The sequence below is a fragment of the Sulfitobacter marinus genome (genome assembly GCF_900116285.1).
Classification (GTDB): domain Bacteria; phylum Pseudomonadota; class Alphaproteobacteria; order Rhodobacterales; family Rhodobacteraceae; genus Sulfitobacter; species Sulfitobacter marinus.
Map to the genome: position 1 here is coordinate 369,930 of NZ_FPAJ01000004.1, position 25,842 is coordinate 395,771.

A 25,842-nucleotide genomic window follows, 5' to 3' on the forward strand; every position below is an offset into this window, starting at 1 on the left:
AGATCCTCAAATCTGTCCAACGGCTGCTGATGTCAGACACAGTAAGAGCAATAATTGGCGGAATATAATCTGGACCAACGCCATTACAGGCTGCAAGGAGCGACAAGGAGAAGCTAAGTATCGCATGCTTGCCTGCACCAAAAAATTGTTTTCAAATTCTAGGTCTTACAAAATCATTATCTGACAGCATGAGATTTTACATCAAAATTTTTGATCTTGTATTTGATTGTTGGTAACAAAGCTGCGGCATGCCTCAGCAACAACGGCTTCTTCGTTTGTCGGAAGCCTCAGAACCGCCACGGTTGATTGACTTGAGCTGAGCGTGATTTGGTTCTTGTCGTTTGCCTCGGCATCTAGGTGGAGGCCCATCCAAGCGAGCCGGTCGCAGGTCAGTTTGCGCACCAGTGCAGAGTTCTCGCCGGTGCCCGCTGTGAACACCAAGGCGTCGAGACCGCCGATGGCTGAAACGAGACCCGCGAGAATGCTGGCGGCACGAAAACAGTAAAGTTCAATGGCTTCGCGTGCATGCGGATCGCTACTGTTTTGCAGAACCTGCATATTGTTGCTGATACCAGAGACACCAAGCAGGCCCGATTGGCGATACAACATCTCTTCAACCTGACTGGCAGTCATGCCTTTGGATTGCATGAGGTAAAGCACGACGCCCGGATCGAGAGTTCCGCACCGGCTTCCCATCATCAGACCATCTAGCGCCGTGAACCCCATACTGGTCGCAACGCTCTGTCTGTTCGTCATGGCACACATGCTGGCACCATTGCCGAGATGCGCCACAATCACGCGCCCGTCCGCCTGCGATCCTAGATGTTGGGGAAGGACACTCGCGATGTATTCATAGGACAGACCGTGAAACCCGTATCGCATGATGCCCTCGTCGCTCAAACTCCGCGGCAGGGCAAAAAGCGATGCCAAACGATCCTGAGTTCGATGAAACGCTGTGTCAAAGCAGGCAATTTGGGGTACCTCGGGATGCCATTTTGTTACCGCCCGAATAGCAGCAAGATTGTGCGGTTGATGCAGCGGGGCGAGGGGTATGAGTGTTTTGAGCTTGTCTAAGACGTCATTGGTGACAAGTGTTGGTGCTGCGAAAAAGCTGCCACCATGAACGACACGGTGCCCAATTGCTATGAGCGGGCGGCCCTCAAGATGTTGCGGCAGCCAAGTCAGCAGATGCGCAATGATGTCTTCATGGCTCGATGTGGTGTTGAGATTACTAAGTATGCCTTTCGCAAGATACTCCCCATCGCCACCACGAGCTGAAAACTCAGGAGCTCCACCGATCCCCGTGACTTTTCCGCTGACACCGGGCGTATTTTGCGTTGCATCAAATCCAAAGACGGCGAACTTTAAGCTGGAGGACCCCGAGTTAAGGGTCAGAATAGCCTTGCTCATGACAGCTCACTTTTGGCAAAATGATGAACAAACAACTGAGCTATCGCGGCTGAGGCGATGCGTGATGTCAGGCCATCTGCTCGGCTCGTCAATACAATTGGTACCCGTGCCCCGAGGACGACACCCGCTGAATCTGCGCCTGCGAGGTAGACCAACTGTTTGGCCACCATGTTCCCGGCTTCAAGATCAGGCACGATCAGAATGTCCGCGCTGCCCGCAATCTCCGATACAATCCCCTTAGCATCTGCCGCAACACGAGACACGGCATTGTCAAAGGCAAGTGGCCCATCGAGTTGCCCGCCAGTAATCTGTCCGCGATTGGCCATTTTGCACAATGCGGCGGCGTCCACAGTCGACGGGATATTCGGGGTAACCGTTTCGACAGCAGATAGGACCGCTACCTTTGGGCAGACAATCCCAAGCGCGTGACCAAGGTCAATTGCATTCTGAACGATGTCACGTTTCACTTGTAGGTTCGGACAGATGTTGATCGCAGCGTCGCTAATGAGGAGCGGCTTTGGATAGCTTGGAACATCGAGCGCGAAGACATGGGTCATACGCCTTTCGGTGCGCAAACCTGTCTCAAGATTCACAACCGGTCCGAGCAGTTCGTCGGTGTGGATTTTGCCTTTCATCAGCATGTTCACTTTGCTAGCACGGGCGAGTTCAACGGCTTTTTCTGCAGCTGCATGGCTATGCAGAACGTCGATAATCTCCACACCCGTTAGATCCAGATTGGCAGCATCTGCGACGGCCCGTATTTTGGTTTCGGGGCCGATCAATATCGGGACGATCATTCCTTGCTCGGCGGCTGCAAGTGCTCCTCCCAGTGATAGGACATCGCAGGGGTGCACGACGGCGGTGGGTACCGGGGCGAGCGACTTCGTTGCCGCGATAAGCTCATTGAACCGTGCGCCGCGTTCATGAAGATGAACTTCCGGTAGCTGGGTCCGTGGCCGGTGTACCTTCACGGTTGGTGCTATAACCAGTGCTTGGCCTTCGATCACGATTCCCCCGTTCTGGTTCAGGCACAGGCAGTCGAGGGTGACGTGATGGTTTTCAGCGGTCTTTTCCGCGACGGTCACGCGAACAGTGACTGTGTCGCCCAAACCAACAGGGCTGCGAAAGCTCAGATTTTGATTGAGGTAGATCGTTCCGGGTCCTGGCAATTCCGTGCCAAGGACCGCTGATATCAACGCGCCGCCCCACATCCCGTGTGCAATTACCTTATGAAAGACATCGGACTTGGCAAACTCTGCATCGACATGTGCCGGGTTCACATCGCCTGACATGATGGCAAACAACTCTATATCTTCCAGTTTCAGTTTTCGCGTCAGTTCGGCGCTGTCACCAACTTTGATCTCGTCAAAGGTCTTGTTTTCGATGAATTGCATGGATGCCGGCCTTTCTTCTTCGTCGGACATCAGAACTCACGTGATGCCTGATGGTCTTTTGATTTCTGCGCTTCGACCTTTTCGGCAACGTCCTCGATCTCGCGGAACGCGTCCCCGGCCGAGGTTTTGCCATCGACATGGGTCGTTTGTGTGCCGTTGATTTTCAGATCGGCTTCGCCCCAGGGATGCGTGACGATTTCCAGATTATTGCCACTCGCCGTTGAGGTGAAGGGCTGCTCAGTCGCTCCTTTGCCAGCGGGGTCAGTGAGGTCTGGTTTTCATTTGAGTTTCTTATTGGTTATTTGTAGCTCCTTTGCTTTCTGTGAGGACTGGTCACACCATGTATTCGCCGCCATTCACACTGAGGGTTGAGCCGGTGACAAAATCGGCGTCGTCACTTGCGAGAAACATGATTGCGCGCGCAATGTCCGCGGGCTGTCCAAGGCGGCCTACCGGTGTTGCCGCGATGATCTGCTGTATGACGTCAGCAGACACCGCCGCAACCATGTCAGTATCGCAATAGCCTGGTGCCACCGCATTAACTGTAATGCCCTTGGCTGCGTTCTCTTGCGCGAGAGCCTTTGTGAATCCGACAATGCCAGCTTTGGCGGCCGAATAATTAGTTTGGCCAAATTGACCCTTCTGCCCATTGATCGAAGATACATTAATAATGCGCCCGAACCCGCGTTCGCGCATGCCCGGAACAACATTGCGGCACATGTTGAAAACTGATCCCAGATTTGTGTTGATCACATCGACCCATTGTTCGGGGGCCATGTGATGCAAGGTTGCATCCCTAGTGATGCCTGCATTGTTGACCAGAATGTCAACGGAACCTAGGTCATCTTCGATTTTCTGAAGCCCTGCTTTGCAGGCAGGAAAATCCGCGACGTCCCATTTATAAACGGCAATCCCGGTTTCATCTTTGAAGGCCTGCGCTGCTGCGTCATTACCATGATAGGTAACAGCAACGGTGCAGCCTTTTTCTTTCAACGCGATTGCGGCTGCGCGCCCAAGGCCGCGTGTTCCGCCTGTTACAACTGCTATTCGTGTCATGTTATTTTCCTTAGATACTAGTGTGCCGCATCATGCGCGCACGTGATAACCGCCATCGACAAAGGCAATGTTGCCAGTCACTTTGCGTGATAGATCGCTCACCAGTCCGACAGCCATGTGGCCGACATCTTCGATACTTACGAGACTTTGTTCGGGGGCGCGGAGACGGGCGGATTCTATCAATTCGTCGAAGTGGTCGATACCTGAGCCAGCGCGGGTTTGCAGAGGCCCGGGCGAGATTGCATTGACCCGGATTTGTTTCGGGCCAAGCTCGGCTGCCAAATAGCGCACCGTCCCCTCAAGCGCGGATTTGACGGGCCCCATAATATTATAGTGATCGACGACTTTTTCGGCACCATAGTAGCTCATTGTGACGATGCTGCCGCCATGGGTCATCAGTGGGGCCGCAAGGCGCGTCATTCGGATCAGGGAGTGAACCGAGATATCCATGGCCTGCGCGAAGCCATCCTTGGAGCATTCGCTGACAGGACCATGTAGGTCCTCTTTCGGGCAGTAGGCGATTGAGTGTAAGACGAAGTCTAGTTGCCCCCATTTCTGGGTAATTTCCTCGAAAACGGCTTCCATCTGGCCTTCCACCTGAACATCTAAGGGCAGGAAAATAGGTGCTTCCAGCGCGGTGGCCACGGGTTCAATATAGGGCAATGATTTTTCATGGCCATATGTCACGGCAAGGTCAGCCCCTGCGGCCCGCAAGGCGGCACCGCATCCAGCCGCAATGGAATGCTCATTTGCAATCCCGACAATCAATCCACGTTTGCCTTTTAAAAGGGTTTCCAACATATCGTTCACTCCTGAAAAACATAGGTGCCGGGCGCGTCGCAAACGGGTGCGTATCCCATTGTTGGCGCACCAAGCATTGGTGGTGCCACCGGTTTGCCCGATTTATCCGCCAGCCATTCCGCAAGAGCGGGCCACCATGACCCGTCAACGGCATTGTTTTCGGCCATCCAGCGATCAGCATCTTGATGTGGGGCATCCTTGGTTTTGGTATTGATCCGGTAATGACGCCGCGGGTGCCCAGGTTCCGATATGATGCCCGCATTGTGCCCACCACTGGTCAAGAGGAACGTCACATCGGTGTCAGACAGCAGGTTAAACTTGAAAACCGAATGCCAAGGCGCAACGTGGTCGCGTTCAGTGCCCACAAGAAAGACAGGGGCGCGGATATCCGAAATTGCAATAGGTCGGTGACCAACCTGATAGCGCCCTTCAGCCAGATCGTTGTTTAGAAACAGTTGCCGCAGATATTCCGAGTGCATCCTGTAGGGCATCCGTGTTGCATCTGCATTCCACGCCATCAGGTCGATCATCGGGGTGCGTTCGCCCATCAGATAATCATGTACGACGCGCGACCAGATAAGGTCATTTGACCGCAACAGTTGAAATGCGCCGGCCATTTGATTGGTGTCCAGATACCCTTTGTCCCACATCATATCTTCGAGATAGGTAAGCTGACTGTCATTGATAAACAGCATCAATTCACCCGCTTCAGTAAAGTCGGTCTGGGTCGCAAGAAAAGTCAGGCTCTTGAGCCGTTCATCTTTGTCGCGCGCCATCGCGGCAGCGGCAATTGATAGCAGCGTGCCACCAATGCAGTATCCCATCGCGTGAATTTTTTGCCCATCCGTGATGGTGTCGACCGCGTCCAGCGCATCCATGATACCCAGTGACAAGTAGTCGTCCATGCCGAGATCACGGTCCTCGGCGTCGGGATTTTTCCATGAGACCATGAAAACGGTGAACCCTTGTGCTGTTAGGTATCGCACCAGAGAATTCTGCTCACTCAGATCTAGGATGTAGTATTTCATGATCCACGCAGGCACGATCAGAATGGGTTCCGGATGAACCTTGCCTGTGGTCGGCGCGTACTGGATTAATTCGATCAATCGGTTGCGATACACGACCTTGCCCGGCGCAGTTGCCAGGTTGCGTCCGACCTCAAAGTCGTCGAGGCCCGCAGGCTTTTTCCCAGTATTGGCGCGCGATACGTCTTCGACAAAGTTCTGCCAGCCCCGAAACAGGTTCATTGCGCCTTGGCTAAGAGTTTGTGCCTGCACGTCTGGATTGGTCAGGGCGTAATTCGAGGGAGAGAAAATATCGAGTATTTGGCGCGCGGTAAATTCCACAACGTTTTCATGCTGCTGGGTTACGCCCTCAACGTCCGTGGTGGCGTTGTGCCACCATTGCTGATTCAGCAAGAATGCCTGAGAGATCACATTAAATGGCCATTTTTGCCAACTTTCGTCGCGGAAGCGTTTGTCTTGGGGCAGGGGAGTGATGCAGGTTTCAGACGTGCTGGGGTTTCTAGCGCAATGAGCTGCATAGTTTTCCAAGCGCCATGTCTTTTTGCCAGCCTTTTCCACAAGTTCCAGTTGCTTGCCGGGGGCTGACGAAAGATGCAGTGCCCAATCTGCATAGGCAGTGGCAAGTGCGATCGGTGACAGCCCACCAGTGAAACGTGACTGGGCGGCTTTCAATCCTTTGTCCAAGGCTTGTTCCATCGTCGTGTGCGCATGAGATGGCGCGCTTGCGGCGGTGCGGGTAAGCACTGGATCAACAATAGGCGTGGTACCGTTTTTCTTTTGTAATGTTTCGTCGCGAAGTGGTGTGATGCTCACCATTGCCCAAGCCTTTCCCAAGCTGACTGAACTTGGGTTCGTGCTATCTGGAATAGTGAGGATGGAAATTGATCTTCGTCAATCTGCGAACGAGTCTTCATGGCAAATGACGTGACAGGTGCAGTTCTGCACAAAGGACGCTGCTTGTCGTCTATTGGCACCACATTGATGGGTTACAGATTATGAATAAGAAACTGCTGATTTTCGTTTTTGTCCTGTTGGCAGCTGCTGGCGCTGGTGCGCTTTGGTGGCAAAATTCCCTTAGAATGGCGGTGCCTGATGGCATTAGCTCTTCGAATGGTCGCATTGAAGCTGAACGGATTGAGATTGCCACCAAATTGGCCGGGCGTATCGCCAAAGTGTTTGTGACCGAAGGAGACTGGGTCGAAGCTGGGCAATTGATTGCAGAGATGGAAACATTCGATCTCGATGCCCAGTTGCACGCGTCGGAAGCAGCAGTACGTCAAGCCGAACAGCAGAAGCTGCAGGCAGAGGCCCTTTTACGTCAGCGCAGATCAGAGGTGTTAACGGCCGAGGCAGAGTTCCGCCGCGTCGAGAAGCTCGCGAAGGACGGTTTCCACAGTGAGGCACAGTTGGATGCGCAGCGGACCGTGTTGGACACGGCGCGGGCTGCCCTTGCGGCAGCTGAGGCGGGAATTCCTTTGGCAGATGCAAACATCGCGGCGGCCGAGGCGTCGGTCGAACGTCTCCAAAGTTTGATTGCAGATGCAAAATTGACCGCACCGAGGGCCGGGCGTGTTCAGTATGTTTTGGCGCATTCAGGTGAAATACTTGGTGCAGGCGGGCGGGTGGTGACGCTCACTGACCTATCTGACATGTACATGTCGATATTCCTGCCATCCGGTGATGCCGGGCGTCTGGCTATCGGAGCCGAGGCCCGGATTATTCTGGACGCAATTCCCGATTACGTCATTCCCGCCACCGTAACTTTCGTGGCAAGCACTGCTCAGTTCACGCCTAGATCTGTCGAGACTCAAGAAGAGCGGAACCAGTTGATGTTTCGGGTCAAACTGACTATCGCGCCGGAGCTTCTTGTCGATTATCAGGATCGGGCGCGTGCCGGGGTTCCGGGCGTTGGATATGTATTGGTCAAAGACGGAGCTGTGTGGCCCGCTAATCTTGCTGTCCGTCTTCCACAATGACCGATGCACCCATCGTCCAACTGTCCAACGTGATCCATCGTTATGGTGCGACGGCGGCGCTGGACGACATTAGCCTGGATATTCCTGCGGGCTGTATGGCTGGTTTGATCGGACCAGACGGTGTTGGTAAATCGACATTGCTGGCGCTTGCTGCGGGTGTGCGCAAGGTGCAGACGGGGCAAGTGCAGGTCTTGGGGGGCGATATTCGTGACCGCCACCATCTGAGGGACTGCAACACCCGTATTGCCTATATGCCGCAGGGCCTTGGTCGTAACCTGTACCCGACGTTGACGGTGACGGAGAACCTCGATTTCTTTGGTAGACTTTTCGGGCAATCCATCGCGGAACGGCGCGCGCGTATCGCTGATCTGTTGAAAGCCACTGGCCTTGACCCGTTTCCGAACCGTCCCGCGGGCAAGCTGTCAGGCGGGATGAAGCAAAAGCTATCGCTGTGTTCGGCGCTTATTCACGACCCCGATCTGTTGATCCTTGACGAACCCACAACTGGCGTTGATCCATTGTCGCGCCAGCAGTTCTGGGATTTGATCGACCGCATTCGGGGGCAGCGCCCAACGATGAGCGTCATTGTCGCGACGGCCTATATGGAAGAGGCCGAACGTTTCGATTGGCTGGCCGCCATGTCTGATGGCAAGGTTATCGCGACCGGAACACCAGAAGATGTGCGCATAAAAACGGGTCAACCCACGCTAGAGAAAGCGTTCATCGCTTTGCTGCCCGAAGCCGTACGGCAGGGCCATCGTGAAGTAATCGTGCCACCGCGCGAAACCCAAGGCGGCACACCTGCGGTTCAAGCGGTATCACTAACCTGTCGGTTTGGCGATTTTGTTGCCGTGGACAGTGTCGATTTTGAAATCGAGCGGGGCGAGATATTCGGCTTCCTGGGGTCCAACGGATGCGGCAAGACCACCACGATGAAGATGCTGACGGGACTGTTGCCTGCCAGCGATGGCAAAGCGCTTTTGTTCGGGGAAAGTCTGGATGCAAATGACATGCGTACGCGTCAGCGCGTCGGGTACATGTCGCAATCGTTTTCTCTATACAGTGAATTGACCGTGCGCCAAAACCTCGACCTGCATGCGGAATTGTATCAAATCCCCAAGACCGGACGGGCTGCGCGGGTGTCCGAGATGCTCGATACATTCACGTTGCAAGACGAGGCGGATCAGAAACCGGACGCGCTTCCGCTTGGTATTAGGCAGCGCCTCCAACTTGCTGTGGCAGTCATTCATGCGCCTGAAATTCTGATCCTTGATGAACCGACATCGGGCGTGGATCCGATCGCGCGTGATGAGTTTTGGCAGCATTTGATAGGGTTATCGCGAAATGACGGTGTGACAATTTTTGTCTCTACTCATTTTATGAACGAAGCGGAGCGCTGTGATCGGATATCACTGATGCATGCGGGGCGCGTTCTGACCGTCGGGACACCTGCCGCAATTGTGAGGTCCAAGAATGCCGAGACGCTGAATGACGCTTTTGTAAGTTATCTGCAGGAGGCCGCTGGCGAAGATACTCAGGCAAGGGGATCAAGCGGGCCGCAACCCTCTTCTTACGCGGCAGCCCCAGCACCTGTGCAGCGGCGCGGTTTTGCATTGGCGCGTCTTTGGGCCTTTGCTTTGCGCGAAACGATGGAAATTTTGCGGGACCCGATGCGATTGACTTTTGCTTTTTTGGGGCCGGTTATTTTGATGCTGACTTTCGGTTATGGCATCAGTTTTGATGTAACAGACCTGCCCTATGCTGTGCATGATCAAGACCAGACCGCAGAGAGCCGTGGGCTTCTTGAAGCGTTCTCGGGCTCGGAGTATTTCGAAGAACAGGCACCGGCCTCAACGGCGGTGGAATTGGACGCGCGACTCAAGAGCGGAGAGATAGCCATAGCCATTGAGATACCTCCTGATTTTGGCCGATTGCTTTTGCGAAGCGAACAACCCGAAGTGCGGGTTGCCATAGACGCTGCAATGCCCTTTCGTGCTCAGACTGCGCGCGGTTATCTGCAAGGCTTGGCCCTGTCCTATATGGAGGACCAAATCGAACGCACCTACGGCGAAGCGATTGATACCAGCGGTGCCGAGATCGAGACTCGTTTTCGGTATAATCAGGCATTCAAGAGCGTGTATGCAATTGTGCCATCGGTCATCATGCTGATGCTGGTCCTGATCCCGTCGATGATGGCAGCGATGGGCGTCGTGCGGGAAAAAGAAACCGGATCGATTGCCAATTTCCGATCTACCCCCGTCACTAAAACCGAATTCGTTCTGGGTAAGCAGCTTCCCTATGTGGTCATTGCCTTTTTAAGTTTTCTAACCCTGTTGGTGATGTCTTATGGCGTATTCCATGTGCCGATCCGGGGATCCGGTATCGCATTGCTGGGCGGAACACTAATTTATGTTTTAGCGACGACTGGTTTTGGTATCTTGATTTCGACCTTTACCAAAACCCAAGTCGCGGCGACCTTTGCGGCTGCCGTGATTGCTATTATTCCTGCGGTGAATTTCTCGGGCCTGCTGGTGCCGGTTTCCTCGTTGTCCGGAAGCGGCCGTATGATTGGTCTGGGATTTCCGGCTGCGTGGTATCAACAGATCAGCGTTGGCACTTTCACTAAGGGCCTCGGGTTTGCAGAACTTTGGCAAAACCATGTTGTGCTGCTTGGCTTTGCCTTTTTCTTTATTGGGGCGTCGATCCTAATGCTCCGCAAGCAGGAGAAATAAGATGATGCAGTGGCTATCTAACATCTTCCGGCTTGGGCTAAAGGAGCTGCGCAGCCTCTACGCTGATCCGGTTCTGATCCTGTTGATCGCGTATGTTTTTAGTTTTGCGGTCTATGCTGTTGCAACCGGTGCGAAACTGGAAGTGATCAACGCCTCGGTTGCCTATGTTGATCTGGACCGATCCGATTTGACGGGGCGAATCATTGGGGCAATCCTGCCACCTGAATTTGACACCCCACAAGAAATTGCGGCCTCTGATCTCGACCGCGTGATGGACAACGGCGATTATGTCTTTGTCTTGTCTTTTCCTCCAAGGTTTGAGGCGGATGTAATTTCGGGGATGCTCCCGGAAGTTCAGTTGAATGTGGACGCGACGGCGATGGTGCAGGCGGGGAACGGATCGGTTTTTCTTCAAGAGATTATCACAGCTGAAATCACCAAGTTCGTCGCGCGCGACGATACATCGACCTCTCTGCCCATTGATCTGGTTGTGACGGCGCAGTTCAATCCAAACCTGCAATCGACATGGTTTTCATCGGTTATGCAGGTGATCAATAACATTACCATCCTCTCGGTACTGTTGACGGGTGCGGCCCTGATCCGTGAACGCGAACACGGCACGATCGAACACCTTCTGGTCATGCCAGTCTCGCCCTCCGAGATCATGCTGGCCAAGATTTGGGCAAACGGCCTTGCAATCATCCTTGCCGCAGTGCTGTCGCTGTGGTTGGTGGTCCAGGGTATTTTGGCGGTTCCCGTTGCCGGGTCCATTCCGCTATTTGTGGCGGGTACGGTTTTGTATCTCGTGTCGGTCACCGGCCTTGGTATCCTACTGGCAACCTTCACCACGTCGATGCCGCAGTTTGGTCTTTTGGCATTGCCCGTTCTTGTCATCATGAACCTTTTGTCGGGCAGCACCACACCGATGGAGAGTATCCCAAATTGGCTTCAAACTGCCATGCAGGTTTCGCCCTCCACGCATTTCGTCGCGTTTTCCCAAGCGATTTTGTATCGTGGTGCCGGATTTGAAACGGTTTGGTCCAATATGCTTGTCATGGTGGGGTTAAGTGCCGTTTTCTTTATCATCGCCCTTATCCGCTTTCGCCAGACTATGGCTGCTGACCACTGAATTTTGTAACGGGTTGCTTGCTGATTGACGCATGTCAATACTGCAGATGCTGACCCTGCCAAAGGTGTCTCAATGCCCAAATTATCACTGGGCGGTTGAGATAGTTTTTCAAAAGGACACAAGGCATGCCGATCCACGCAGTAGAAGATCACGAGCACAACGAAATTGAAGATATCTATTCGACAGCCTCGTCAGAGCGTCGCTTGCCGAAATATCGGATGCCAGATGGATTAACAGAACCACACGCAGCTTATGCGCTTGTTCGTGACGAACTGCTACTGGACGGTAACGCGCGTCAAAATCTCGCGACGTTTTGCACAACATGGGTTGAGGATGAAGTTAAACAGTTGATGACTGATGCTGTCGACAAGAACATGATCGACAAAGACGAATACCCTCAGACCGCCGAGATCGAAAATCGTTGCGTCCACATTCTTGCGGACCTGTGGCACGCTGAAAAATCATGGGAGACTGTCGGGTGCTCGACCACAGGCTCAAGCGAAGCGGCCATGTTAGGTGGCTTGGCCTTCAAATGGAAATGGCGTGCGCGGCGCGAGGCCGAGGGTAAGGACGCAAGCAAACCCAATATCGTCACCGGCCCAGTGCAGATTTGTTGGAAAAAATTCGCACGATATTTCGACGTCGAAATCCGTGAGGTGCCGCTTGAAGGCGATGCGCTTGGCATACAGCCCGAAGACCTACGCAAATATTGCGATGAAAACACCATCGGCGTGGTTGCTACATTGGGTGTTACCTTTACTGGCATCTACGAGCCGGTCGAAGCCTTGGCACGCGAATTGGACGCAATGGAGCGTGATCTTGGGCTTGATATTCCGATCCACGTCGATGCGGCATCGGGCGGTTTCATCGCACCGTTCATTCAGCGCGACCTCGTGTGGGATTTCCAGATCCCTCGCGTCCGGTCGATCAATGCCTCAGGGCACAAATACGGGCTGGCTCCGTTGGGTGTTGGCTGGGTCATCTGGGCGTCACAAGAAGATCTGCCTGAAGATCTAATCTTCTACGTGGATTACTTGGGCGGCAACATGCCGACATTCGCGCTGAACTTCTCCCGTCCGGGCGGTGAGATTATTGCGCAATATTACAATTTTCTACGGTTGGGCCGCGACGGCTATACTGCAATTCAACAGGCATGCTCTGATACAGCGCAATGGTTGGGGGCAGAACTGGCCAAGATCGGGCCATTCGAAATGGTTTATGACGGTCATGGCGGCCTACCAGCTGTTGCTTACAAACTGACTGACGCAGATCATGGCTTCACACTTTACGATCTATCAGAACGGGTACGGATGCGCGGATGGCAGATCGCGTCCTATCCGCTGCCATCGAACCGTCAGGAAACTGTGGTTCAGCGCATTCTGATCCGGCACGGGGTCACCCGTGACCTAGCCAGCCTTCTTCTGGAGGATATGAAGCGCGCGATCGAGCACCTGTCAAAGAACCCGATCCCGAATTCCACAGCGAAACCGGGATTCCATCATGGCTGAAATATCTCGCAGATTTGGCACAATTGCGAGGCCCGCCAGCTATTTTCTTCTCGTGCCACTGATTTTGCTTGGTGGGTCGGCTGTCGCCCAAAGTGACCGACCCTCACCCTCAAAGACTGTGGTGGGGCAGGTATTCGACAGGATCGAACCAGGGTCCGAGGCAAGCCTTCATGATTTCTTTCAGCTTTTGGGAAACCAACCTATTGCTTTCGTCCTTCTGGCACTTGCGATAGGGTCATTGATCGGAAAATTCAGCCTGAAAGGCATTTCACTTGGGTCAACTGCGGGCACCTTGCTTGTCGGAGTGATCCTCTCAATGACCGCTGAAGCGGCTTATGGCATAACCTATTCCATCCCCGGCATTCTATCGTCCTTCATGTTGCTGCTGTTCATGTATGCGCTTGGCCTTAAAGTCGGGCCGCAGTTCTTTTCAGGTTTGCGCAAAGGTGGTTTGGCTTTTGTCGGTGTCGGCCTGATCGTTTTCGTCCTGAACTGGGTGATCTGCTATTTTGGGGCGGCATGGGCCGGGCTCGCACCGGGGTATGCGACGGGGCTCATTTCCGGCAGTTACACCATCACCGCGATCTTAGGTGTGGGGCAGAACGCGCTTGATAGTGGCGCTTATGTCCCGCCAGCGGGGATGACCATTGAAGAAGTCGGGGCAAATATGGCGGCGGCCTATGCGATTAGCTACGTTCTATCCAGCGTGGGCATTATCCTGCTGATCCGCTACCTGCCGCGCATCTTTGGCTTTGATGCTGTTGCAGATGCAAAGCGGGCGGAGGCCGATTTTAGCGGTGGCGCCACGCACCCTGTTCCAGGCGCGCCGGGTGCGCTGACAATGGGGTTCTCTCCCTATGATCTTCGCGCTTTCGAGGTCGCACATGAGAGCTTTGTTGGCCGTACAATAACACAGTTGGCAAGTGACTTTCCGCAAGTCCCGATCCTGCGTGTCGTGCGCGGTGGTGTCGTGTTGGATCAGACAAAAAACCCCACTATTTTGAAAGGCGACATCGTGACTGTGCGCGCAAATGTGCATGATCTGATATTGGAGGAAGGGGAGTTAATTGGCCCCGAATCCGATAACCTGCTGGCCCGGAACATACCGATGGAGGTTGCTGACGTTCACTTGGGTTCGCACGCCATTTCGGGTAAGACGCTGGAAGACTTAGAGCGCCATGGCACAGGCGGTGTCGCGGTGCAGGCTCTGTTCCGGGCAGGCAACGAACTCCCACTTGGACCCAAAAGCGACGTGCGCTTTGGCGATGTGCTGCGCTTGAGCGGACCCGATGGGGCGCTTAAGGCTGCAGCCCGCCAACTCGGCGGCCATGCAATTCTACCGACCTTAAAGTCCGAAGTGCTCTACCTCTCACTTGCCATGTTGGTTGGATATTTAGTCGGTATCGCAACTGTACATATTTCCGGCATCCCCTTCGCCTTGGGAACGTCCGCCGGGTGCATACTCGCAGGCGTCGGTGTCAGTTACTTTCGCAGCCGTAACCCTGAATTTGGTGGTCCGGTGCATGAAGGTGCGCGCAGCTTCCTTCAGGATTTTGGGTTGAATGCATTCGTCGCCGTTCTGTCAGCGAACGTGGGTCCAAAGGTGATTTCAGCTCTCGGGGGCGACACAGTTTTCTGGTTGGCACTTATCGGGACCGCTGGTGCGCTGATCCCGCCACTGATCGCCTTTTGGGTAGGGGTTAAACTCTTCGGGCTTAATTCGATCATTGCCGACGGTGCCACCACCGGCGGACGTAATAGCACACCGGGCCTGAATGCGATCATAGAAGAAACGGGCAGCTCTATCGCCGCGGTTCCCTATCCGGTGAGTTATGCCCTAACAACCGTACTGGCACTCATTGGCGGCTACTTTTCTATGATCTTGTCGTGATCGAAAGCCGCTAACCTCAATTGTGTTTATTCGAAACGGATCACCCTGCCTGTCAATGGGCGAAGGTTACGGTCGATCCTGACCAACTTGACTACTGCAGGCACTCCATCGACTCGGTCATAATCGATCATATTGGTCTTGAGGTTGCTGATAAACAGCGTCCCGTTGTCTCTGTACAGCCTTCGCATTTCACTGAACACATAAATTAACGGAACATAAGGCCACGTGAAGGGTTAGGTACGCTATTGGCCGTATTGGCGTGGATGGGATCAATTTTCTGTGGATAGTTATGAAAGAATTGAAACCAAACGTATACGGTCAGGGCACATATTTAGATGAAATATCGCGGTGAAATTGACGGGTTACGTGCTGTTGCAGTTGTACCTGTAATCTTCTTCCATGCTGGCGTTGATGCCTTTAGCGGTGGGTATATCGGGGTAGATGTATTCTTTGTCATCAGTGGCTACCTGATCACCAGTATCTTGTTGCACGATCTGCAAGAACAGCAGTTTTCATTACTCACTTTCTACGAACGCAGGGCGCGCCGAATTCTTCCAGCCCTCTGCTTTGTCGTACTTTGCTGTATCCCATTCGCTTGGTTGTGGATGATGCCATCCGAGTTAGAAGATTTCGGGCTAAGCTTGGTCGGTGTCGCCACATTCACATCCAATATCTTGTTTTGGCAACAGTCTGGCTACTTTGCGGCGTCCGCAGAACTAAAACCGTTGCTGCACACTTGGAGCCTTGCGGTCGAAGAACAATATTACATCTTCTTCCCTATATTTCTGGCCTTTGTTTGGAGGGTTCGACGTAGTTTGATCCTTGCCAGCTTTATTGTTCTGGGTGCGGCCAGTTTGGCGTTGACGCAGTGGGCCACGCAGAACCTGCCAACTGCGAACTACTATCTTGCACCCATGCGATTTTGGGAAATTGTTGCGGGGTCAATTTGCGCTGTGTTGCTTTGGCGCGACGTCGTGCGGCCAAATGTAGCCGCCGCTGCCGTGGGGGTAGCACTTGTTGTGTTCGCAATGCTCAGTTTTACGGCAGCCACACCGACACCAAGCATTTGGACGGTCATCCCCGTTTTTGGTACCGCGTTGATTATTCTGTTTGCCAGGGACGGCAATCGTATCGCAGCCATTCTGGACAACCCTGTCTTCGTATTCATCGGGCTTATCAGTTACAGTGCGTATTTGTGGCACCAGCCGCTTATTGCATTTTTTCGGTTGCGCACTTCGGACGACCCGCAAGGTGCATCATTGGTTGCGTTGGTTATGGCAACCTTCACCTTAGCTTGGTTCAGTTGGCGGTATGTAGAAAGACCTTTTCGCGCGTCTCCTCAGAATCCGCTTTCCCGAGGTAATGTTCTTTGGTTGGGATCGGGGGCGCTTGTAGCAGTTGCGAGTTTGGGGGTTTTCCTTTCGGCGTTCGACGGGCACCCTTCAAGACAGACTCCAGCGGGTGAAAGCTTTGCCGAGATCGCACTCGTTCACGACAATTTACGTCCTAATGTTGGTTTGCATTCTGACTGTGATACCAAACACTTTGCCCTTCCATCCAATTGTCGCACCTCACCTCATCCCCAGACAGTTCTTTGGGGTGATAGCTATGCGATGCAATTGGCACCAGCGCTTGTTGCAAGTGAGACAAGGGTCGACTTTGTCCAAGTGACTAAGAGCTCTTGCGGCCCGTTTCCCGGCATCTCTGCTCATTTTGGCAAAGCGCGCTGGTGGCAGTGCACGGACTTCAATGACCAAGCTTTGGGCTGGATATCAAACACGGACGAAATTCGAACGGTTATTGTCAGTTCGGCATTTTCACAGCTGCTTTATCCAACTTACGAAAGAGATGGCACAGTTGTTGATCCTGCAGAGGTCGAGGAAAGATTAATCAAGAATATCGTGAGTACACAAAGCTATCTCAATGGTCGCGGCAAGTTGATGATATTTGTCTCTCCGCCACCACAAAACGGCAGATCCCTCGGCCTTTGCTATATTAGAAAACGCATTTTTGGTCAGCCGTACGAAGATTGCAATTTCGATCCTGACGAAATGACAGCCAGAAATACGGCAATCACCCGGATTCTAAAGCGCGTAGAGGTAAGTATCCCTGTGATTTGGTTTGACGACTTTCTATGCGATCAGGCGACCTGTAAAACGAACTTTGATCAAATCAGCATCTATCGCGACACTGGTCACTTGTCGATTTCTGGTGCCGCAGAGCTTGGGCGGCGTGTTAATCTAACGGGGCTCATACAACAAAAAATATCTGGGCCGCGTTAGAATGAATGCGCAGAGGTTTCTATTGTGGATCAGCGGGCGCAATTATTTCTTGCTGAGAAGCGGAACCCTGACGCATCCAATCAACAATTTTGTCAAAGCGTTGAACCTTCATGGATGTAGTGCGGTAAAAAGTGGCCAGAGCACTGATTGGATCAGCCAGCTTTTGAAACGCCACGGTAAACGCCACAATGACCCCGACTGTCGTCTGCCCTTGAAAGTAAAGATAGCTACCAACCGCGAGAACATTGAGCACGGCCAGAGAGTTGACCAGGTTAACGATCGCTTTTCCGAGTAGCTTCCAAGCGGCTATGTGCAGACGGTTCCAGTAGATACCTATCAATTGCATACGAAACCCGTCAGCATCGTGATGATCTAAATCAGTTAGGTTCACCACTGATTGTGAAAGCGCTCGCGTCTGCTCGGTTTGTTCTCTGACCAATCTGTTCAATGGCTTTTGGACAAGCGGTACGGAAAAAAGTTGAGGGATGAGTAAGAGCGACGATATCAAAGCGATCTTAGGCTCGACGTACGTCATATACGCCAAAGCAAATACAAGGCTGGCCACGTTCGCAACGAGTTCTGAAATTCCGGACCCAACAAAATCACAAACCTCACTGATTTCTGTGCCCAGAACAGACGCAGTCGTTCCCACTTGTCGATCTGGATGGTTATCTACGATTTCGTCGTCAGAACGACCATTGTTAGATCCATGGGTTGTGCTCTGGCACGCCCGGCGTTCGAGTTCCGTTTGAACCAACGTTTTTCGGCAATAGACCAACGCACTTTGCGACAGCCAACTTTGATACAGACCAATGCCGATTTTGGTCACCGCATTGATGAGTGTAACGATCAACAGTACCGCAACCAGCGCCAGGACCAATTGCTGGTTTTTCTGGTCGATCATACCGTCGATGATGCGTCGGTTAATCTCGACCGGGACCACGGCCAACGCGCCGACAAACAGCGACCCGGCTGAGACCACAATTTGATGATAGCCGCCCATTTCCCACACGAAGCCAAAGAAGGTCGTTTCAGTACGATCAAAACATTTGGCCGAAACGGGTCTGGGCTGGGGTCGCATTCTCAATATTCAGTGGTCAAAGTTTGGAAGTGTGCAGTCCATACTGGTATGGCGTTGCTGTCGGCTAGACCGACAATCAAAACGGGCAGAGCTGCGGGTGTGTTTGTTATGGTCTGGGCACCTTTGATCATCACGACGTCCTTTTGGGTTGGTCGTAGATACCGTTCCTTGGGTCACAGCGATTGACAGACATCAATCATCCTAAACAAGCCGCGACTTATTCACGTGATTTGCAACGTGGTGCCGTCGCCAGATCATGGGCCCAAGAGTAATGTTGCACCTAATGCGCGGCTGACCTGATGATCGACGCAGAATGACAATGTTTCGGATTTGGTTATCTAAATTTTAAAGATAGCAACCATCAGAACGCTTGAGCCATGTTCGAGAATTGATGCGCATCAATTCGGCAGGTGTCGGATTGGCTAGTGTGCAGGGGCATACCGCTAGGAAACCTCTGGCATAAGTCCTCGCAAAAAACACAACGAATAGTTCTGAAGCAGATGGGGCCTCGGCCTTCGTTGCGATGCAGATCAGCGATAAGGAAACCGCGCAATGAACTTTACTGAACAACCTGAATTCTTAACGGCACAGCCTAAAAGCAGCCAATGCGGTCTGCGCACGCGCTCCGTTGTGGCTGGTATGATCACGGTTTGTCTTTCAGCAACGGGTGCTTTGGCACAAGACCTAGCACTCAGCTACGGTGTCGACGTGACATCTAACTATATCTCCAAAGGCAGTACACAAACCGAAGATCACCCCGCCGTCCAGCCTTACGTTGAAGCCGCATACGGTCTGTTTTACGGGGGACTGTGGGCGTCCAATGTTAAATTTGGTGGTGCGACAGATATGGAGTACGACGTCTATGCAGGCATCACACCGAGCTGGCGCAATGTCGATTTTGACATGGGTTTTGCGCGTTACTTCTATCGCGATGACAATACAAATTACGGCGAAGCTTACATCAAGACCGATTGGGCGGTTTCTGATCGCGTCACGCTTGGACTAGACTACTACCGCGAAGTATATGCAGACCAAAATTGGGTGTATCTCGGTGCCGAGCTGGCTGCACTTCCATGGGATCTCACGCTTTCGGGTGGGGCAGGCACCGACCTTGGGTCTCGTGACGACCTGTCCAGCGACAAATACGCTATGGATATCGGCCTTTCGCGGGATCTTGGTGATAATGTTTCGGCTGATCTGCGCGTGTATGGTGGCAATTATGATGATGAACTAGTTGTCTTTACTGTATCTTTGTTCAACTGATTATTGGCACCTTGCTCATCATCTGCGGCTTGCCGTGATTTGTGATGGCCTTTGTTAAGTTGAAAAGACCAAAGCCGGCCTTACGTGCGTCAGGGAATCCCCTCGACCTCTTATGGGCCAGCTTGAAGTGTTGACTGCCGGTAGAATAACCTGGCCAAAGGATCGACCTTTAACAGTAAAAACTGGGTAACGGTTCATCATACCTCCAACAAATACTAGCGAACAGCTGAAGAGCCTTGACTTATCAGGCTGCCAAATTGACTGACTTTCACTTTTGCAAAGACAATGGCAGAAAAGTTCCATCAACCAACCTAGTCTTTGTCCAAAGCCCTGCAGAAAAGCGAAGGTCCGCAATACGAAAGCTGCACTGCAAAAACCTGACAATGAATGAACGGCAGGTAATGGGATGTACCGGCTGCTTCACCCAGCAGGTTAGACTGAGCTTAGTTTCACCTGCATATAGGAGAAGTAGCATGGCGAAGGTTGAGTTTGATGATCTGAAGTCGGTCGGCATCGATATTGGTAAAGACACATTTCACATTGTTGGGTTTAATCACGAAGGGCAGCGCGTTCTGCGTAAGCAGATCAAACGTCTTGCATTGGTCACGACGTTCGAAAAGTTGCAGCGTTGTATTGTTGGCATGGAGGCGTGTCTGAGTGCCCACTTTGTCAGTCGCACGCTGCGCAAGATGGGCTTTGAGCCTCGGATTATTCCAGCGATCTACGTAAAGCCATTTAATAAGGGCCAGAAGAACGACTACAATGATGCGGAAGCCATTGCTGAGGCGGCGCTACGTCCGAACTTGAATACAGTCTCTGAGAAGAGCCAAGATCAGCTCGATTTACAAGCGTTGCACCGTGTCAGGTCGCGCTTGGTGTCGCGACGGACGGCAACGATCAATCAGATCCGTGCGTTTTTGATTGAACAGGGCATCACTGTCCGCAAAGGTTTGCGTGCGTTGAAAAATTCCTTTGAGGCCATCCTTGAAGACCGCAAAGATGAGATATCGCCGCGGATGCGCAAGATACTCATCGGGCTCTATGGCGATTGGATGTGGATGGATGATCGGATCAATGCAGTCTCAAAAGAGATCGAGGACATCAGTCGAACGGAAGAGAACTGCGTCAACGTGATGACGGTGCCTGGGATTGGCCCGATGATCTCGACGGCGATGGTGGCCGCTATCGGTGAAGGTGAGGCCTTCGATCGAGGTCGTGACTTTGCGGCCTGGGTGGGATTGGTCCCCCGACAATACAGCACGGGCGGCCGAACTATATTGGGACGGATCACGAAACGTGGAAGCAGGTATTTGCGCATGCTGTTCGTTCAGGCGGCCAAGGTCATCCTGATGCGGCCGCACCGATGGCCGGACTTCAGCTTCGGTGCATGGCTCACCCGCGCATCAGAGCGCATGCATCGCAATAAGCTGGCAATCGCTTTGGCGAATAAATTGGCCCGGATGGCGTGGAGCATATTGAGACATAAAACGGCGTTTGATGCGCCCAGAGATGAGATCATGGCTGGCGTCTAAAGCACCACCACGGTCCAAAGGAGTTCGCGATAGATAGAAAGCATGGAACGGAAATATTACGTCCCCAGAGTCTGACGGCCCAAATGGTCATAATCGACCTTGCAGCTAATGAGATCACGGTGCGAGCGTAACCCCAACAAGGCCACGACCCGCGTGTCGATCAACAGGCCGGATACATATGAGCGACTTCCGAGAACATGTCAGAAATCATTTGCGAACAGCAGCCGGTACATACATTGGGCCGTTCGTGTAGGTCGGCACAAGGGCGGAAAGCGGTCATTCGCTGCTGGTGCGAGTTAAGCGACTTCAAGGACAGTAAGCCGACTTTGGTTACTCTTCTAACTTTGAGACGAGCGCCGACCACTTCGGTAGATTTGAATTTCGGGGTTTATCGTAAAGACTTGGATTGCAGATCACCGACCAGAGTTCCGCTAGGTCGTGATCGTGACTTAAATTGTCCAAGAACGTCGGGTTAAACAACGATACGAGTTTAACCTCGAGTTCCCTGACTTCGAAATACCCATTTGATAGGTCCGCATTTACTGAGGGTGCGCTGACCTCTGAGTTCCAATATTTGGCGAGCTTTAAGACGGCTTTTTTAATCGCCGGAACACCAGACACATCAATGTCATACAATCGGTTTCGGTAAGCATGTTTGAGGGAACGCAATTCGAGAAGAGCCTCTTTATCAGAGGCGGAAACATCCGCGCACTTCGAGGTCCAGTTGATTAGCCGGTCATAGTCGAACTCGGGTTCACCATAAGTCGCGCGATGGAAGACACATGCATTTCGCACCGCGACAAACATGATGTCTGCTTGTAGGAGGCGGTTCCAATACTGTACGTCAAGTTCACTTAAGCGGAAAATCGGTTGGATTGCTGACTTAAGTTGTCCGATATAGTTCTTTTTAGGTTTGCTACGCGCGAGCAGAGAACCGACATACCCGCCATCATCCCTGATCGCAACTCCATCCTGTTTTACATGCTGTACGAACAATGACTGGGCCGCCGTCATCGCTTCAAATTCGGCTCGAGTATAGCGTGATACATTCCAGCCTTCGTCAACAAACCGGTCAACTGTAGCACTATTTCGACTAGGTCCGTCGACAACTAGCAGGTCCTTGTCACTAAGATAGTCGTCTTCATTTCTAGCAACAGATCCAATAATGTATATCGATACCATCCTTAACCTCAGCTTGTTATTTTTCGAAAGAGCATTGAGACTAGTGTCGCGAGAGTGACGAAACCAACAATTGCTTCAAATGCAATGACTACATGGCCGGACACCGTTGTCGGAGTAATGTCTCCAAAACCGAGAGAAGTAACGACGATTGTTGAAAAGTAAAATGCCTCTGACCAGTCCACAACTGGCTCTTTATCAATCATCAGTCCAAAACACTGGGCAAACGTGTGGTTTATCACAGTAAGAAAGATTAGGAGCGACGCCGCAGTCACCGAAAAGTTAAAAAGGCGTGTACCAGAACCGGTCGTAATTTCCAGTATCTTCGCCTTCATGATTGCCGCAAGCAGTAAGCCCCGTTTCAAAAAACCAGCGTCAGAATCCTTTAGCTGTTCCCACTTTAGGTATCTTTGCCATCGTTTAAACTGATACTGTGCCTCAAGTGCAAAGTCTGGCTGACCTTCTTGACGACTATTATTCAGAAGCTCTTGGTACAAACTCATACCGACATTGGGGTGCTTGACGCTATCGTTACACCTCTCAAAAACCTTGGGGTCTACGTAACAATTTTTGAACTCGGCTCGGAAAAAGTTGCACCAATCAAATTCGCAATTGTTGAAACGGCAATCCGTAATTATTGAACCAATGAATAAACAGTCTTCGAAATTGCAATCCGTAAACTCAATGTACTGAATTTGAGTTTTGGAAAATGAGACATTAATGAAAGTCTTGTTTCGTACCATCCACTTTGCAGGTGGTTTCGGGCTGACAAGCTTTTCAGGCCGATACAATAAATCTTTGAGCGTAGCTTTGTCGCGCGTCGCGGCTAGTGCCCAAAAGGCATCTGGGCTAGCTATTTCTAAGTATGGTTCATTAAGCTCAAAAAATTCGTCCGGATCACGTTTCATTTTTTCTTTCATGCAGTGGTCAATCGTTTGGGCAATACCGGCGACCTGAGTATTCTGACTCTATATGAAACCAGTCTACAAGCATTGACAACCATTATAGTCAGTTTGCATTACTCATCCAATCAACACGGTGTTTACCTAGACACGCTACCGTGCAGCATTGAAACACCAATAGTCATAGTCTGTCGATTGGCTGCAGATCCGTCAAACGACGGCTAGAGGAAAAGAAAGTGCGCGAGGCTGTGAAGGCCTTGTGGCGGAAGGTTGAGGATGATTAGGTTCACTTGCATTTTTTCGAAAAAAATCAACCTGTAGCTTGCTTTCGCGCTGGCACGCCCTTAATTATACTACATCTAGTTTCGTTGTCGCGCCCGAAGTGACGTTGGAGTTCTCTCTGCGCATCACGGCAAGATACGGACCAGCCAAGGTGGACAATTCTGCCGAGGTTGCTGTTGTCACGGCATGCTCGTGCTCAGTAGATGGACAGAAGTCAACGGTCGGGAGGATATGAGTTGGGGACCCGAGCGAAGACATCAAAAACCCTCTTTGATGAAGTTAAAAGTGAGGCAAATCTTTTCGCCGCATGGAGGCATGTAAAGAAGAGCGCATTGTCGTCAAGTAATGGCGAAATCCGGGGTAACGCATCTAAGTTTGAGCATGCCCATCAAACACATCTGCGCAAAATTGGGCGACAATTGCGAGAACATAGGTTTCAATTTGATCCGGCCAAGGGAGTCCTTAAAGATAAAAGGGCACGCCTAGCACTCAACAAAGACCCACGACCAATTGCCATTGCAAGCGTTAAGAACAGAGTTGTTCAACGTGCAATTCTACAAGTGTTGCAGCCCCGCCGCATAACTGACCTTTCCAATCTAAATTCTAAGTCGATCCAAACGACTGATCCTAGACTAGGAGCAATCAACAACGTTAACCAGTCGAAGTATGGTGTCGGAGGTTTATTAGGGGAATTTGGAGGAGTAAAGCCTGCGGTCAATCTGTTGCTGGATGAAATGAACGACGGGAAAAAATACTATTATAAGTCGGATATTAAATCTTTTTTTACAGACATCCCAACTGCCAGCGTAGTCGACATTGTAAGAAAGGAAACTAATGACAACCTTCTTGCCGACTTACTTGAGGAAGCTCTGAGAGTGGATTTATCCAACCCAGAAGAACTGGGTAGATTTACTGAGCTTTTCCCAAAACTAGGGATTGGAGTGGCTCAAGGCTCTTCTCTATCGGCGTTTGCTGGCAATTTGCTACTTTACGACTTTGATCATCAATTGAATTCTCCAGATACAACCGCCGTGCGCTACATTGATGATTTACTTGTGATCTGTAAGTCTGAGGCGGCGCGAGATTGGGCGATCAAGACTGCGACGAAGGGAATGAAAGACTTTGGCTTCTCATTGTATCCAGTCGGTTCTCCCAAATCAGCGGCAGGGAAAATTGAAGATTCTTTCGATTTTCTTGGCTGCACATTTCAAAGAAACCGTTGCGTGCCAAGCAGTGATTCAGTCAGTAAATTACTCGCAGGAATTGAAGAGCATATTATTTCGTCGAAGCAAGAAATTACTGAGAGCATTCAACAGAACAAATTAGTTCCTCCAAAACTTTCATCCACTCAAATAACTAGGACTATTGCTGACAAAATGTATGGTTGGCAAAAGTCTTTTGACTTCGTCACTGACTCAAACGCGTTTGGGAAAATCGATTTGAAAGCGGCTAAGAAACTTCTGGATTTCGATAGGTGGTTACGCCGAAAGCTATTGAACGCTTCTGACGAAACCCGCCTAAGCGTAATGGGAATTCCCAAACTTGCAGCTATGCACTCTAGCTCTTCTACGGAAACAAAACCCTAAACCTCGACCTTCTCTTGCTCGCCCACCCTAAACACCCGCTTGTACCGCGCTATGTCTGTGACTCCTTCGTCCTCAAGCTGTTAATTCGCTGTGCTTCATATTTCGCGCCCGCAGCGAATGTCTCCTTCAACGGGCCGCGCCGCAGCATGGCCGAGGGGCGACGAAGGTCCGCAATGGGCCGATGGAGTTCCTGACAATAGAGGCGCTCGAGATGGCGGCCAAATCCCAAGAACACTTACTCCGAACCGCACTCCTCAAAAGTAGTGAGTTGAGAAGCGTTTAAACCAATTATTGCATCTGAAGCTGCGCGATCTGGCTGGTCAGCAAAGCAATTAGTGTCATGGCAATGCCAGCGTTGGCGGAAGTGTCCCTTAAAAGAACCCAGGTCGGTAGTTGGGCTTCGAAAGCAATCTAAACTAGTCCGATTTCATAATTTATCTGGTGAAGCTTCGAATAGATTCTCAAAGAATAGTTTCGGATCAGCGCTGACTATTCTTAAAATAACGCAAAGTTCCACTGCATCGAGACGCCGCTCGCCGAGTTCGTACTTCGCAACATAAGATGCCGGTTTGCCAAGAATTTCCGCAAGTTTAGCTTGCGACATTCCTGCGGCTAGTCGCAACCTTGCTAGTTCTTGCCGTAGCAAACGGTATGCATCTGTGTGAACTGCGCCTGCCAATGTGCTTGCCCCAAAATTCTTCTCGACAAGAACTCCTAACTCAGTCACAAAATACTCCCAAAATGGGAGTGATTCGTGTACAATTCAACTATTTTTCTGACGCGGAAAAGCTTGCGCCCGAGCGTCGTTCTGCC

General features: G+C 51.7%; 18 protein-coding genes. 9 read left to right on the top strand and 9 right to left on the bottom strand.

Features of this window, described 5'->3' with window-relative positions; genetic code table 11:
* Nucleotides 1-201 precede the first annotated feature (201 nt).
* The 5 genes from BM347_RS13280 to BM347_RS13300 form a co-directional block, all read right to left on the bottom strand.
* Nucleotides 202-1,410 carry an acetate/propionate family kinase gene (locus BM347_RS13280; RefSeq protein ID WP_093916938.1) on the bottom strand — a complete coding sequence of 403 codons (1,209 nt, stop codon included), beginning with the start codon at nucleotides 1,408-1,410 and terminating at the stop codon, nucleotides 202-204.
* Entirely contained in the window at nucleotides 1,407-2,804 is a 1,398-nt protein-coding gene (locus BM347_RS13285) for a bifunctional enoyl-CoA hydratase/phosphate acetyltransferase (protein WP_093917087.1), read from the bottom strand. The genes BM347_RS13280 and BM347_RS13285 overlap by 4 nt, the downstream gene beginning before the upstream one ends.
* A gap of 333 nt (nucleotides 2,805-3,137) precedes the next feature.
* Nucleotides 3,138-3,860 (bottom strand): acetoacetyl-CoA reductase, encoded by a 723-nt coding sequence (gene phbB / locus BM347_RS13290; RefSeq protein ID WP_093916939.1) that lies wholly within the window; start codon nucleotides 3,858-3,860, stop codon nucleotides 3,138-3,140.
* Between the two features lie 30 nt (nucleotides 3,861-3,890).
* On the bottom strand, nucleotides 3,891-4,661 hold the full coding sequence (gene fabI / locus BM347_RS13295; protein ID WP_093917088.1) for an enoyl-ACP reductase FabI: 771 nt from the start codon (nucleotides 4,659-4,661) through the stop codon (nucleotides 3,891-3,893).
* A 5-nt stretch (nucleotides 4,662-4,666) separates the two neighbouring features.
* Entirely contained in the window at nucleotides 4,667-6,502 is a 1,836-nt protein-coding gene (locus BM347_RS13300; protein ID WP_093916940.1) for a PHA/PHB synthase family protein, read from the bottom strand.
* 179 nt (nucleotides 6,503-6,681) lie between these two features.
* Here BM347_RS13300 and BM347_RS13305 point away from each other — a divergent pair, with 179 nt between their 5' ends.
* From BM347_RS13305 to BM347_RS13330, 6 genes are all read left to right on the top strand, one after another.
* Entirely contained in the window at nucleotides 6,682-7,662 is a 981-nt protein-coding gene (locus tag BM347_RS13305) for an HlyD family secretion protein (RefSeq protein WP_093916941.1), read from the top strand.
* Nucleotides 7,659-10,394 (top strand): ribosome-associated ATPase/putative transporter RbbA, encoded by a 2,736-nt coding sequence (gene rbbA / locus BM347_RS13310; protein ID WP_093916942.1) that lies wholly within the window; start codon nucleotides 7,659-7,661, stop codon nucleotides 10,392-10,394. Before BM347_RS13305 ends, rbbA begins: the two co-directional genes overlap by 4 nt.
* Nucleotide 10,395: 1 nt before the next feature.
* Complete coding sequence (locus BM347_RS13315) at nucleotides 10,396-11,523, top strand: ABC transporter permease (RefSeq protein WP_093916943.1); 1,128 nt, start codon at nucleotides 10,396-10,398, stop codon at nucleotides 11,521-11,523.
* Nucleotides 11,524-11,648: 125 nt separating this feature from the next.
* On the top strand, nucleotides 11,649-13,031 hold the full coding sequence (gad, locus tag BM347_RS13320; RefSeq protein ID WP_093916944.1) for a glutamate decarboxylase: 1,383 nt from the start codon (nucleotides 11,649-11,651) through the stop codon (nucleotides 13,029-13,031).
* Complete coding sequence (locus BM347_RS13325) at nucleotides 13,024-14,922, top strand: aspartate:alanine exchanger family transporter (RefSeq protein ID WP_093916945.1); 1,899 nt, start codon at nucleotides 13,024-13,026, stop codon at nucleotides 14,920-14,922. Before gad ends, BM347_RS13325 begins: the two co-directional genes overlap by 8 nt.
* A gap of 335 nt (nucleotides 14,923-15,257) precedes the next feature.
* Complete coding sequence (locus tag BM347_RS13330; protein ID WP_093916946.1) at nucleotides 15,258-17,204, top strand: acyltransferase family protein; 1,947 nt, start codon at nucleotides 15,258-15,260, stop codon at nucleotides 17,202-17,204.
* A 19-nt stretch (nucleotides 17,205-17,223) separates the two neighbouring features.
* Here BM347_RS13330 and BM347_RS13335 read toward each other — a convergent pair whose 3' ends face one another.
* Entirely contained in the window at nucleotides 17,224-18,285 is a 1,062-nt protein-coding gene (locus BM347_RS13335; protein ID WP_093916947.1) for an ABC transporter transmembrane domain-containing protein, read from the bottom strand.
* Between the two features lie 552 nt (nucleotides 18,286-18,837).
* Between BM347_RS13335 and BM347_RS13340 the strand changes: the two genes are divergently transcribed.
* Both BM347_RS13340 and BM347_RS13345 read left to right on the top strand, forming a co-directional pair.
* Nucleotides 18,838-19,548 (top strand): TorF family putative porin, encoded by a 711-nt coding sequence (locus tag BM347_RS13340; RefSeq protein ID WP_093916948.1) that lies wholly within the window; start codon nucleotides 18,838-18,840, stop codon nucleotides 19,546-19,548.
* A gap of 473 nt (nucleotides 19,549-20,021) precedes the next feature.
* Nucleotides 20,022-21,080 (top strand): IS110 family RNA-guided transposase, encoded by a 1,059-nt coding sequence (locus BM347_RS13345; RefSeq protein ID WP_093916949.1) that lies wholly within the window; start codon nucleotides 20,022-20,024, stop codon nucleotides 21,078-21,080.
* A 330-nt stretch (nucleotides 21,081-21,410) separates the two neighbouring features.
* Here the strand turns inward: BM347_RS13345 and BM347_RS13350 are convergent, their stop codons facing one another.
* Entirely contained in the window at nucleotides 21,411-22,262 is an 852-nt protein-coding gene (locus BM347_RS13350; protein WP_093916950.1) for a hypothetical protein, read from the bottom strand.
* A gap of 8 nt (nucleotides 22,263-22,270) precedes the next feature.
* Nucleotides 22,271-23,179, bottom strand: coding sequence for an ion channel (locus tag BM347_RS13355; protein WP_093916951.1), 909 nt, complete (start codon nucleotides 23,177-23,179; stop codon nucleotides 22,271-22,273).
* A gap of 467 nt (nucleotides 23,180-23,646) precedes the next feature.
* On the opposite strand from BM347_RS13355, the gene BM347_RS13360 reads away from it, so the two are divergent.
* Nucleotides 23,647-25,029, top strand: a complete 1,383-nt coding sequence (locus tag BM347_RS13360; RefSeq protein WP_093916952.1) for a reverse transcriptase domain-containing protein — start codon at nucleotides 23,647-23,649, stop codon at nucleotides 25,027-25,029.
* Nucleotides 25,030-25,456: 427 nt separating this feature from the next.
* On the opposite strand, the gene BM347_RS17705 is transcribed toward BM347_RS13360, so the two are convergent.
* Complete coding sequence (locus tag BM347_RS17705; protein WP_245764271.1) at nucleotides 25,457-25,756, bottom strand: helix-turn-helix domain-containing protein; 300 nt, start codon at nucleotides 25,754-25,756, stop codon at nucleotides 25,457-25,459.
* Between the last annotated feature and the right edge of the window lie 86 nt (nucleotides 25,757-25,842).

Bases quoted from the DNA above. Each gene is read 5' to 3' on its own strand.
- BM347_RS13350 (WP_093916950.1), bottom strand. From the start codon at position 22,262: ATGGTATCGATATACATTATTGGATCTGTTGCTAGAAATGAAGACGAC.
- BM347_RS13280 (WP_093916938.1), bottom strand. From the start codon at position 1,410: ATGAGCAAGGCTATTCTGACCCTTAACTCGGGGTCCTCCAGCTTAAAG.
- BM347_RS13285 (WP_093917087.1), bottom strand. From the start codon at position 2,804: ATGCAATTCATCGAAAACAAGACCTTTGACGAGATCAAAGTTGGTGAC.
- fabI (WP_093917088.1), bottom strand. From the start codon at position 4,661: ATGTTGGAAACCCTTTTAAAAGGCAAACGTGGATTGATTGTCGGGATT.
- BM347_RS13315 (WP_093916943.1), top strand. From the start codon at position 10,396: ATGATGCAGTGGCTATCTAACATCTTCCGGCTTGGGCTAAAGGAGCTG.
- BM347_RS13355 (WP_093916951.1), bottom strand. From the start codon at position 23,179: ATGAAAGAAAAAATGAAACGTGATCCGGACGAATTTTTTGAGCTTAAT.
- BM347_RS13360 (WP_093916952.1), top strand. From the start codon at position 23,647: ATGGACAGAAGTCAACGGTCGGGAGGATATGAGTTGGGGACCCGAGCG.
- BM347_RS13325 (WP_093916945.1), top strand. From the start codon at position 13,024: ATGGCTGAAATATCTCGCAGATTTGGCACAATTGCGAGGCCCGCCAGC.
- rbbA (WP_093916942.1), top strand. From the start codon at position 7,659: ATGACCGATGCACCCATCGTCCAACTGTCCAACGTGATCCATCGTTAT.
- gad (WP_093916944.1), top strand. From the start codon at position 11,649: ATGCCGATCCACGCAGTAGAAGATCACGAGCACAACGAAATTGAAGAT.
- BM347_RS13300 (WP_093916940.1), bottom strand. From the start codon at position 6,502: ATGGTGAGCATCACACCACTTCGCGACGAAACATTACAAAAGAAAAAC.
- BM347_RS13305 (WP_093916941.1), top strand. From the start codon at position 6,682: ATGAATAAGAAACTGCTGATTTTCGTTTTTGTCCTGTTGGCAGCTGCT.
- BM347_RS13335 (WP_093916947.1), bottom strand. From the start codon at position 18,285: ATGCGACCCCAGCCCAGACCCGTTTCGGCCAAATGTTTTGATCGTACT.
- BM347_RS13340 (WP_093916948.1), top strand. From the start codon at position 18,838: ATGAACTTTACTGAACAACCTGAATTCTTAACGGCACAGCCTAAAAGC.
- BM347_RS13330 (WP_093916946.1), top strand. From the start codon at position 15,258: ATGAAATATCGCGGTGAAATTGACGGGTTACGTGCTGTTGCAGTTGTA.
- BM347_RS13345 (WP_093916949.1), top strand. From the start codon at position 20,022: ATGGCGAAGGTTGAGTTTGATGATCTGAAGTCGGTCGGCATCGATATT.
- phbB (WP_093916939.1), bottom strand. From the start codon at position 3,860: ATGACACGAATAGCAGTTGTAACAGGCGGAACACGCGGCCTTGGGCGC.